Annotated in this window: 1 protein-coding gene; it reads left to right on the top strand. The window is 45.8% G+C overall.

The window, feature by feature from the left end; genetic code table 11:
• Positions 1 to 15 precede the first annotated feature (15 nt).
• Positions 16 to 12,813 (top strand): SDR family NAD(P)-dependent oxidoreductase, encoded by a 12,798-nt coding sequence (locus tag H7F27_RS11730; RefSeq protein ID WP_185847945.1) that lies wholly within the window; start codon positions 16 to 18, stop codon positions 12,811 to 12,813.
• Positions 12,814 to 12,844 lie beyond the last annotated feature (31 nt).

Here is a 12,844-nt window from a genome sequence, read left to right as displayed (position 1 = left end):
GAGAGGAGTGGGAACATGATAACTGAACAGCTGCGCATCTCATTAAATAATCCTATCATGTGCAATCACAAGGTATATGGACAAGCGTTATTACCCGGCCTTGCTTATATAGATCTGATTTATCAAGTATTCCAAGAACATGGTTACGCTTATCAAGAGCTAGAACTGAAAAACCTGACCATTTTTTATCCTTTGATCGCGGAAGCATCGTATGACATTGCCCTGACAATCCAAGTGTCTGAAAGCAAAAAAGGGACATGGTCCATCTTAATTGAAGGGCAAAAACAGCATGGAGAGTCGTTATCAGGTCATAGACGATATGCTTCGGCCGAGATGCATCATAAAGCACCAGCTGCTTTCACGGAAAAGATCGACCTTCATCAATGGAAAAAAGCGGCCGGCCGAATTCTGAATTTGGACGACATCTATGATCAATGCCGCCGTCAAGAATTAGTGCATACAGGCATGATGAAAGCTGAAGGACAGGTGTATGAAACAAAAGAGGCCGTTTTGATTGATGTATCTGTCGGACAAGAAGCATTGCTTCATTCTGAGGCTTTTATGTTTCATCCGACGCTCATCGACGGCAGCGGTTTAGGGTCAAGCGGCTTGCTCTCAAGTGTAAATAAAAACGAACAGACTGTGTATCTGCCTTTGTTTTTCGAATCCTTTACAGCTTCGGAGCCATTACAAAAAGAATGTGCGGCGCGCATTCAGGCTTCCTCCGTGCGCCAGAAAAACGAACTTACTTATATGACCATTGAATATTTTAATTCTTCTGGACAAAAAGTAGCCGAACTTAAAAACTTCGCAAGCAAGTCTGTCCGGGATGCGAAGGCCTTTCAGCCTGAAAAAGAAATCGATCAGCTCCAGGAAGAGAGAGTGGTAAAAGAAACTTCTGTCTCTCATGACGCTGGCCGGAAATACAATGCGTTTGAAAGGTTACTGCGTCAGTTGCTGGCTGAACAGCTTGAAAAACCGGCAGAACAAATGGATATTCACGCCGGGTACTATGAGCTTGGGTTAGATTCGCCATCCTTGCTTGAAATTGTTCAGGCGATAGGATCTCATGTTGGAGAAGATCTCTCTCCCACTTTGCTGTTTGAATATACAACGATTGCAGAATTATCAGCGCATTTGGCTGAAAACTATTTGTTTGGAGAGGCGGACGATGCTGTCCGCCAGTCTCCTGCATCACTGCCGGAGTCTTTAGATGCTCTTTCTTCCCCGCCAAAAAAAGCGGAGGACGTTGCGATCATTGGGATGGCAGGCCGTTATCCTAAGGCGAAAAACATACAAGAATTTTGGGAAAATCTTAAGGCTGGAACAGACTGCATCAGTGAAATTCCGAAATCACGGTGGGAATGGAAGGAATTCGATGAACTGACAACACCTTCTGGAAAGCCCTTTTCAAAATGGGGCGGGTTCATTGAGGATGCCGATTGTTTTGATCCGCAATTCTTCAGAATTTCTCCCAGAGAAGCAGAAACCATGGATCCTCAAGAACGCTTATTTTTAGAGACATGCTGGGAAGCCATTGAAGATGCAGGTTATACGCCTGAGACAATTGCTGCACAGCGAGGCGCTAATAAAAGACGGCATGTCGGCGTCTTTGCCGGTGTCATGCATAAGGACTATTCCCTTATAGGTGCTGAAGCTTTATCCGAACAAAATCCATTTCCTTTGTCCCTGAACTATGCGCAAATCGCCAATAGAGTGTCTTACTACTGTAATTTCCATGGGCCAAGCATGGCAGTGGACACGGTCTGCTCATCCTCTTTGACTGCCATTCACTTGGCGATAGAAAGCATCCGGAATGGTGAATGTGAGGCTGCGATAGCAGGGGGTGTCAATTTATCTCTGCATCCAGCTAAATATATCAGCTATGGCAGTGTGGGGATGCACTCGAGTGACGGCTATTGTCATACATTCGGCGAAGGCGGTGACGGATACGTTTCTGGAGAAGGGGTTGGAACGGTATTATTAAAGCCTCTGCGAAAAGCTGAACAGGATGGTGACCGGATTTATGCCGTCATCAAAGGAAGTGCCATTAATCATGTAGGCAAAGTCAGCGGCATTACGGTTCCGAGCCCTATAGCGCAAGCCGATGTTATAGAAACCTGCTTTGAAAAAACAGGAATCGATCCGCGTACGGTCGGCTATGTGGAAGCGCATGGCACCGGCACCTCATTAGGAGACCCAATTGAAATTCAAGGATTGGTGAAGGCTTTCAGCCGAAATACGCAGGATCAGCAATTTTGTTCGATCGGTTCTGTGAAATCAAATATTGGCCATGCTGAATCTGCAGCCGGCATCAGCGGGTTAACGAAGACCGTTCTGCAGCTGTATTATAAAACGCTGGTCCCATCCCTACACTCAGAAGAGCTGAATCCTTATTTGAAGCTGGATCAATCACCGTTTTTTGTTCAGCGCGAAGCAAAGAAATGGGAGCAGCCGGCATTGACAGAAAACGGAATGGAGATTAAGTATCCCCGCCGTGCCGGTGTAAGTTCGTTTGGAGCGTCAGGGTCCAATGCGCATATCATTTTGGAAGAATACATCCCGAAAGAGAACGACTCAGCCTCTGTTTCGGTGAAATATGAAGAGGCAATTATCCCCTTGTCGGCGAGAAATATAGACAGGCTGCAAGCATACGCCGGCAAACTCATTGAGTTTCTTCACGAGGACATTAATCTTTTTGAGCTTGCTTATACACTGCAGGCAGGACGGGTGGAAATGGAGGAGCGGGCAGCCTTCATCGTAAAAGACATAAAGGATCTAATTCATAAACTTCAAGCATTTGTAAAAGGTGAAGAAGCCGATCGCTGCTGGACCGGACAGGCCAAAGAGGGCCAAGGGTTTACCGGGGCAAAAGCGGGAGATTTGAAGAACATCGCGGAATCATGGGTTCAAGGAAAACAGGTCAACTGGGATGAACTCTACGGCGCTCGCAAGCCGCTTAAAATAAGTGTTCCAACCTACCCGTTTGCAAAAGAACGCTACTGGATACCGGCACCTGAGACGAAAATCAGCGGCAGAACAACGAATGCTGCATTACATCCGCTGCTGCATAGGAATACGTCAGACTTTTCTGAGCAGCGCTTTAGCTCTAGCTTCACAGGTAAGGAATTTTTTCTATCAGATCATGTTGTGCAGGGACAGAAAATCCTGCCGGGTGTTGCCTATTTAGAAATGGCAAGGGAAGCAGCGGAAAAAGCAGCGGGTGATCTGGAAGATGGACAAAGAATTGTGTCGCTCAGAGACATCGTCTGGATTCGTCCTATCGCGATTGAAAGTGAACCAAAAGAGATACATATTGGCCTTTATCCTGAGGATAGCGGAGAGATCAGCTATGAGATTTACAGCAAAGATGAAAACCAGATGATACACAGCCAAGGGACTGCAATCCTAGGGGCTGAACCGGACATTCCTGTTTTAGATATTAAAGCGCTGCAGGCGGAATGCAGTCTGGATACAGTGACGTCAGAGCAATGCTATGCGGCGTTTCGGAAGATAGGGCTTGACTATGGAGAGGGTTATCAAGGGATTAAAAAAGTGCTTATCGGACACGAACAATTGCTTGCAAAAATCTCCTTGCCCGCTTTTTTGGAAGACGGTAAGAAGCAATTCATGCTCCATCCGAGTTTGATGGATGCCGCTTTCCATGCATCGATTGGTTTTATCGTTAGCTCAGTTAATACGGATGCTCAAGTCCATAAGCTGTCTCTGCCGTTTGCAATGCAGGAACTTAACATTCTTGCCCCTTGCCCTTCTGAAATGTGGTCTTATATTAGATTCAGTTCAGACAGTAAGGCAGAGGACAAAATCAGAAAGTATGATATTGAACTATGCGATGAAGACGGGAATGTCTGTGTGCAAATGAAGGGTGCTTCCATTAGAGCGCTGGAAGGAGAACATCAATCTCCGGAAGCAATAGCAGCGGATTCATCATCGATAGGACATACGATGATGGTTCCTGTCTGGGAACCAGTGTCTCCAAATGCGGAGAGCGGTGTCTCGGCTGCCGGTGGACAAGCCGTTTTATTAGGGGGTACTGAGCACGAACAGAAGTTAATGAAACAATACTATCCTCAGGCTGTGGTTTTGGATATCCAGCCGGCAGATCACATGGAAACGATAGCGAACAAGCTGCAAGCGTGCGGCAGCATTAACCATGTACTGTGGATTGCTCCGCTACACTCAGAGCAGATGTTTATTGAAGAACAGGAAGAAAACGTTCTTCACGTATTTAAGCTTGTGAAAGCACTTCTTCAATTAGGCTATGGCGGGGAAAAGCTGGAATGGTCAATTATCACCGTCCAAGCGCAGCCGATTACTCAGCATGAAGCTGTCAATCCTGCTCATGCTAGCATTCATGGACTCATTGGCACAATGGCTAAGGAATATCCGCATTGGAAGATCCGGCTGATTGACCTTGAAGAAGGCTGCACTTGGCCGATCAAACAGATGTTTACACTCCCTGCAGACCGTCTTGGGCACGCGTGGGCCTATCGGAATCACCAATGGCATCAGCAGCAATTGATTCCCTATCAGCAATCCCCGTCAAATGATACGTTATATCGAACCGGCGGAGTGTATGTGGTTATTGGAGGAGCTGGGTACATCGGAGAGGCGTGGAGTGAGTATATGATCCGCCGCTATCAGGCACAGATCGTTTGGATTGGACGCAGTCAAATCAATGATGCCATCCAGGCAAAATTAGACCGTCTCTCGGCACTTGGACCTGCGCCTTACTATATTGCAGCCGATGCTGCGAATATGCATTCATTGCAGCAGGCTTATGAACAAGTGAAAAAACGCCATCCTCATATTCATGGGATCGTTCATTCTGCAATGGTTTTATTTGAACAAAGCCTGGAAAATATGACGCTCGAAGAATTCAGAACTGGATTGGCGGCAAAGGTGGATGTAAGTGTTCATATGGCCCAAGTATTTCAGCAGGAGGATTTGGATTTTGCTCTATTTTTCTCTTCGCTTGTGTCCCATATCAAAAATGTGAAACAAAGCCATTATGCCTCTGGCTGTGCATTCGCAGATGCATTTGCTTACCGGCTGTCCCAAAGCTGGAGTTGTCCCGTTAACGTCATGAATTGGGGATATTGGGGGAACAGTGAAGCGGCCGAAGATGAAAATTATGTGCAGCTCATGAATCAAATTGGCTTAGGCTTAATTGAACCTGAGGAAGGGATGGAAGCGTTAGAAGCTCTGCTTTCAGGGCCTGTCAGCCAAACGGCTTTCATTCATACGACTAAACCTGTTGCAGTCGAAGGCGTGAATCAGAAGGAATTCATCACCCTTTACCCGCAGCAGCCTTCGATAGACGCCGAAAGCCTGAAGAGACGCCTGCCGGAAACACGAGAAATAGAAAGAGTAACACACGAGGAGCTGGACGCTCTCCTTTACAGACTTCTGTTAGCACAGCTGCAGACGGCCGGGCTGTTTGATGGTCATACATTATCGGTTGAACGTCTTCAAGGAAACAACAATACTCGTGAGTTTTATGAAAAGTGGCTCCGGCAAAGCAGCGAATTCCTTCTGCAGCAAGACTACCTTAAAAAAGATGGAGATTCTTTGGTGAGGAAGGACAAGGCAGAGGATATAGACATGCTTTGGAATGAATGGGATGCAAAAAAATCAGAATGGCTCCAAGACAGTAACACAAAAGCGATGGTTGTATTAGCTGAGGCCATGCTGAAAGCATTACCGGATATCCTGACAGGGAAGGTGCCTGCGACGGATATCATGTTCCCTCATTCGTCAATGGAATTGGTGGAAGGTATTTATAAGCATAACCAAGTTGCAGACTACTTCAATACAGTGCTCGCTGATACGTTAACAGCTTACGTAGATGAACGGCTGAAACAGGACCCTAAAGCCTCCATTCGCATTATGGAGATAGGCGCAGGTACTGGCGGCACGAGTGCCGGAATCTTTCAAAAACTGAAAACCTATCAAAATCATATAGGAGAATATTGTTATACAGATCTTTCAAAGGCGTTTTTGCTTCATGCAGAAAAAGAGTATGGGGCGGAAAATCCTTACCTGACATATCAGCTATTTGACGTAGAAAAACCGATCGATCAGCAGGAAATCGAGGCAGGCGGCTATGACGTTGTAATTGCCGCTAATGTCCTTCACGCGACAAAAAATATTCGCCAAACGCTGCGGCATGCAAAAGCTTTGATGAAGCACAACGGATTGCTGTTACTAAATGAAATGGCGGGAAACAGCTTGTTTCCACACATTACCTTCGGACTTTTGGATGGCTGGTGGCTGTATGAAGATCCTGCGCTGCGAATTCCCGGCTGTCCTGGTCTATATCCAAACAAATGGAAAGAGGCCTTAGAAAGCGAAGGCTTTGAATCCGTGTTTTTCCCGGCAGAAGCAGCACATGACCTCAGTCACCAGATCATCGCAGCCTCAAGCAACGGAGTGGTGCGCCGTATGGCTATGGAAATGGTGCCTCCAGCAGAAAAGGATTTTTCTTCAGCGAGGAAGGAGCCGGCATCTGTCCAAAACGTAGCTTCAGAGATAGGCGGATCGTCAAAAGATGCCGTCTTGATAGAAAAAAGCACCGAGTATATGAAAAAACTAATCGGACAAACATTGAAAATCCCTGCAAGTAAAATTGATTCATCTGAACAGCTTGAAAAGTACGGCATCGATTCTATTGTCGTTGTTCAGCTCACGAATACATTACGTAAGGAACTGGACCATGTGAGCAGCACTTTATTTTTTGAGTATCAGACAATAGACGCGTTAGTGGAACACTTAATCAAAACGAAAAAAGCAGCACTTTTGAGACTGACAGGCCTTGACCGTCAAGTGCAAAATGACAAGCCGGTAGCAATCAATAACAAATCTTCACAGGAGGCTGGGCAGGCGCCTGACACAACCCGGCGCTATCGTAAGCTTGGCCGCAGCCGCGAGAAAGAAGCACCATCACTGGCACAAGCATCGGTCAGCCGTGATGTTGCCATTATCGGCATATCCGGGCGTTATCCTCAGGCGGAGACAGCAGAAGAATTTTGGAACAATCTAAAAGAAGGAAGAAATTGTATAGAGGAAATCCCGGAAGGCCGCTGGGATTGGAAAGCATATTACGATAAAGAAAAAGGAAAAGAAGGCTCGATTTATACAAAATGGGGCGGATTTATCAAAGGTATGGATACTTTTGATCCTTTATTCTTTCAAATTTCTCCGCTAGAAGCAGAAAGAATGGACCCTCAGGAGCGATTATTCCTGCAAACCGCCTATGCGAGTATTGAAGATGCGGGATACACGCCAGACACGCTCTGCTCAAGCAGAAAAGTCGGCGTCTTTGCCGGAGTAATGAACAAAAATTATCCTACTGGCTACGGCTATTGGTCCATTGCCAACAGGGTATCCTACTTGCTGAATTTCCAAGGCCCGAGCCTTGCTATTGACACAGCATGTTCGTCTTCTCTGACAGCGATCCATTTGGCGTTAGAAAGCATTTACAGCGGATCAAGTGAGTGCGCCATTGCCGGAGGCGTCAATTTAGTTGTCGACCCTGTTCACTATCAGAACTTATCTGTCATGAACATGCTCTCTGAAACTGACAAATGTAAATCATTCGGTGATGACGCAGATGGGTTTGTTGACGGAGAAGGAGTGGGTGCCGTCATTTTAAAGCCTTTGCAAAAAGCAATAGAAGACGGTGACCATATATATGGGGTGATAAAGGCCAGCTCCATTAACAGCGGAGGCAAAACCAACGGATATACGGTTCCAAATCCGAATGCCCAAGCCAAGCTGATTAAAGAAGCCATTCAGCATGCCAATATCCCAGCCAGAACGATCAGTTATCTGGAGGCACACGGAACAGGCACTGCATTAGGAGATCCGATTGAGATTGCTGGATTAACAAAAGCGTTTGAGGAAGATACACAAGAAAGACAGTTCTGCGCGATCGGCTCCAGTAAATCCAATATTGGTCATTGTGAAAGTGCAGCCGGCATCGCTGGTTTGACAAAAATACTGTTTCAGTTTAGATACGGTCAAATCGCACCATCATTGCATGCTGAGCGTTTGAATCCAAATATTGAATTCAGTCAAACTCCGTTTATCGTTCAGCAAAAGCTTGGTGAATGGAAGCGGCCGATCATTGACGGTCGGGAAGTGCCAAGACGCGCCGGATTAAGCAGTTTTGGCGCCGGAGGGTCAAATGCCCATCTGATCTTAGAAGAATATATTCCGAAAACCGGGGCGCAAACACCCCAACATCCTCCTGCTCTGATCGTGCTGTCAGCGAAAAACAGTGAACGGCTTCAAGAAAGAGCGGAGCAGCTGCTCACTGCCGTTCGCGAAAAAAGGTACAGTGAATCAGATCTGGTCCGGATTGCCTTTACGCTGCAAACAGGCCGTGAAGCAATGGAGGAAAGGCTTGGCTTTATTGCCGAATCAATAGAAGATCTAGAGAGCAAGCTGCTAGATTTTATAGAAATGAAAGCAGAGGATCTGTATCTGGATCGTATCGACGATAATAAACAAGCATTAGCGCTCTTATCAGCTGATGAAGATACGGAGAAGATGATAGACGCCTGGATGAGCAAAGGGAAATTTACGAAATTACTGGATCTTTGGGTGAAGGGCTTGTCTTTTGACTGGACAAAGCTGTACGGAGCTCATAAGCCGATCCGAATCAGCCTGCCGACATATCCATTTGCGAAGGAACATTACTGGGCATCAAGTGTTGAAAAGAGAACAACGTCCTTTGAAAACAATATAGAACACCAAGAGCAAGAAGACTTCGAGGTGATGACCTTTAAAGAAGTATGGAAAGAACAGCAGGTGTCTCTCACATCGAAAAGCTTCACAACTCTCGTCTGTTTTCTGACTGACAGAGACAAGCAACAAGCATTTGCTTCAGCTGTGAAAAGCTTTGATCCAGAGACCCAGGTCATATTTGTTTCTCAAGGCGAAACGTACGGCAAACAGTCTCAATACTCTTATCAAATTGTACGGAAGGATCCCGGCACTTTTGAGAAAGCCTTCCGTAGGATTCAGGAAGAACATGGAGAACCGGATGCAATCCTCTATTTATGGGCGACGGAGGATTCAAGCTGTAGTCAGGATTATTCCTGTGCAGTCTATTTATTGCAAGCTATAGCGGCCGCGAAGCTTCAACCTGCCCGTGTGTTATTGGCTGGATGTTTTGAAAATGGTCTTGACCGAAGTTATCTGGAATCATGGATAGGATTTGAACGTTCACTCGGGCTAGTCCTTCCGAATACGAAAGTGACAGGAATCTTTCAGGATGCTGATCAAATTCCAAAAGAATCAATGGATGATTGGACAAGTAAGATCTGGACGGAATTACAGGCTTCAACAGAACAAACCGTCTTGTATCAGAATGAGAAACGTTATGTATGTCAGATTGAACAGACAACGTTACAGCCAGGCAACAGCAAATTGAAGTCCGGGGGAACTTACCTGATTACAGGCGGGTTAGGAGGGCTCGGTTATTTATTCGCCAAGCATTTGGCTAAAAACTATGCCGCGAACATCATTCTGACAGGACGAACGCCTATCAACAAAGAAAAACAAAAGCAGCTAAAAGCATTGAGGGAGTTAGGCGGCGAAGCCATGTATGCAGAGGCGGATGTGTGTGATCCGATCGCAATGGGAGACTGCGTGAAACGCGGAAAAGACCGGTACGGCACCATCAATGGTGTCATTCATGCCGCCGGTATCGAAAGCGGGTCCTCTATTTTTGAAAAAGAGATGGATAGCTTCAAGCGCATTATTGAACCGAAAATCAATGGAACGATCGCGCTTGACGAGTGGTTTAAAAAAGAAACCCTGGATTTTATCTGTTACTTCTCTTCGTCTTCTGCTATTTTAGGAGACTTTGGTTTTTGTGATTATGCGGTAGGGAATCGGTTCCAAATGGCTTATGCACATTACAGAAACGAGCTTCATCACGGTAATACATTTGTTATCAACTGGCCTGTTTGGAAGGACGGCGGGATGACAATCGGGAATGCCGAAACTACCGAGATGTACCTGAAGTCAAGCGGTCAGCGCTTCTTAGAAGCGGAAGAAGGCATACGTATGTTTGAACACATTTTGTCTCAGCAGGATGCGCAGCATCTTATCATAGCCGGTCAGCCAAGCCGGGTCCGCCGCTTTTTAGGAATGACTGAACGTGCCGTTCCAGAACCGGACATGATAGCCCCGCCTGCACAAGAAACATCGGGCGGGATGAAGCACCTTAGCGTTGAAAAACGTTTGGAAATGGACTTGAAAATGCATATTCACACCTTGCTTAAGATCTCAAAAGACAAGCTAGACTTGAATAAGAACTGGGCCGACTTTGGATTTGATTCCATCTACTTGGCTAAATTCTCGAACGTGTTAACTGACTATTACAAAGTCGAGATAACGCCTGCATTATTTTTTGGCTATTCGACTTTAAAAGAATTGATCCGCTTCTTTTTAACGGATCATAAAGGCCTGATCGAAGAATTTTACCGGGATGATGCATCTGATACTCAGAATCAGGCAGAAGCTGAAGTGCCGGTTTCTGCAGCACTCGAAACACAAAACAGCCATAGAAGCGGCCGGCAGCTTTACACAGAGCCTATCGCCATTATCGGAATGAGCGGCAGGTTTCCTCAAGCTGATTCGGTTCATGAATTGTGGGACAATCTGAAAAACGGAAAAAAATGCATTTCAGAAATTCCGAAAGACCGCTGGGACTGGCGGGAAGTCAAAGGACATCCAGAGAAAGCAGAAGTGCCGAGATGGGGCGCATTTTTGAAAGACATAGACCGATTTGATCCGCTGTTTTTTCACATATCGCCTAAAGAAGCCGAAAGTATGGACCCGCGCCAGCGATTGTTTCTGGAAGAAGCATGGCATACATTTGAGGACGCAGGATATATGGGAAACCGGATTAAAGGAAAGTCCTGCGGCGTTTATGTGGGTGTGGAAGAAGGAGAATATGCCCACTTAACCGGTGAGACGGATTACATTACCGGCACTCAAAACGCCACATTGGCTGCGCGAATTGCATACGCATTAGATTTAAAAGGACCTAATATGGCGTTGACGGCAGCATGTTCCTCAGGACTTGTAGCCATTCATCAGGCTTGCGCAGCCTTGCGTCAGGGAGACTGTGAAATGGCTTTAGCCGGCGGCGTCAGTCTGAATATTTCTCAAATGTCTTATGAGGCGCTGACAAAGGCGGAAATGCTTTCTCCAAATGGCCAATGCAAAGTGTTTGACCAGGATGCCAATGGGCTTGTGCCTGGTGAAGCGGTAGCAGCTGTTCTGCTGAAACCATTATCAAAGGCAATTGAAGATCAAGATCACATTTATGGATGTATAAAAGCAAGCGGCGTGAATTATGACGGCAAAACCAATGGAATGACAGCTCCCAATCCTTTTAGTCAGGCGGAATTAATAGAAAGCATTTATGAAAAATATCAGATCAATCCGCTGGATATTCAATATGTGATGGCGCACAGCACTGGATCAAATCTGGGAGATCCGCTTGAAGTACAGGCATTAACGGGTGCGTTCAGCAAATATACGAAACAGAAGCAATTTTGCACCATCGGCTCGATTAAATCATTAATCGGACACACATTTGCAGCTTCCGGTGTGGTTGCTTTGATCAGTATGCTGATGGCTATGAAAAATCAAACCATTCCGGCTACCCATGAATGTCAATCGAGCAATCCCTATATTCAGTTTGCAGAAAGCCCTTTTGTGCTTCACAAAGAGAACCAGCCATGGATCAGAAAAAATCATAATCCGAGGATGGGGACAATCAGCACAACGGGCATCAGCGGGACGAATGCGCATGCAGTAATTGAAGAATACATTCCGGATGAGCAGGCATCCGCGCATCAAGAGCCAACCGAATGTCCGCAAGTTATCGTGCTTTCTGCTCAAAATGAGGATCGGCTTCACGATGCTGTTCTGCAAATGCTTGAGTATGCAGAGCATAATGACAGCCTTTCATTACCTGATGTTGCGTATACACTCCAGGTTGGAAGAAAAGCAATGGAAGCAAGACTGGCGATCGTAGTGAATAATCAGGAACAACTGGTGCGAAAATTGAAGGAATTTGCAGAAGCAGTGAAGAATGGTGAATCATTCGGCCAATTTACATCCTTTTATACAGGGAATGCGGAAGACATTTCAGAAGAACGAGATGAGACATCTCTGAAAACGGTCGTCATAGAAAAAGATTTTAAAAAGATAGCAGATTGGTGGACGAAAGGTAATCATATTTCTTGGGAACTGCTCCATGAAGACAATAATGTCCGTATCGTTCCGTTACCTGGCTATCCATTTGCAAAGGAACGCTATTGGATCTCATCAGATAAGAATATTAGGCCATCGTCACAAGTCGCCCAAAGTGAGACTGACGAGTCCAATGAAGAGAAACACATTCAAGACATCATCGTACAATTTCTGGAACGAGAGCTGAGCCTGTCACGGCATCAAATCAATTTCAAAAGAAACGTTCAAGAATACGGGATGGATTCAATTCTTGGCCGAAAGCTGATGCGTCATTTAGAAAAGACCATTCAGATCAAGCTGACCGGCCGGGAGCTTCTTGAATTCCAGACAATCCAAGCGCTTTCTGCTTATGTGGCCTTAAAAGCTGAAGGAAAAAACCGAAGCGCGGAGGCTCTGCCGCAAAATCAAACCAACAGCCTGTACACTGACGAGCAAATCATCGGTTTGATGCAAGAGGTGGCGCAAGGGAATTTGGATTTTAAGAGTGTGCAAAACATCATAGAAGGGAGTTAATCGTATGAACCATAAAGAAATTCTCGATGCC

The organism is Bacillus sp. PAMC26543 (genome assembly GCF_014250375.1).
Classification (GTDB): Bacteria; Bacillota; Bacilli; order Bacillales; family Bacillaceae; genus Bacillus; species Bacillus halotolerans.
Note: the sequence above shows the minus strand (reverse complement) of the source record. Positions and strands in the feature narration are given on the sequence as shown.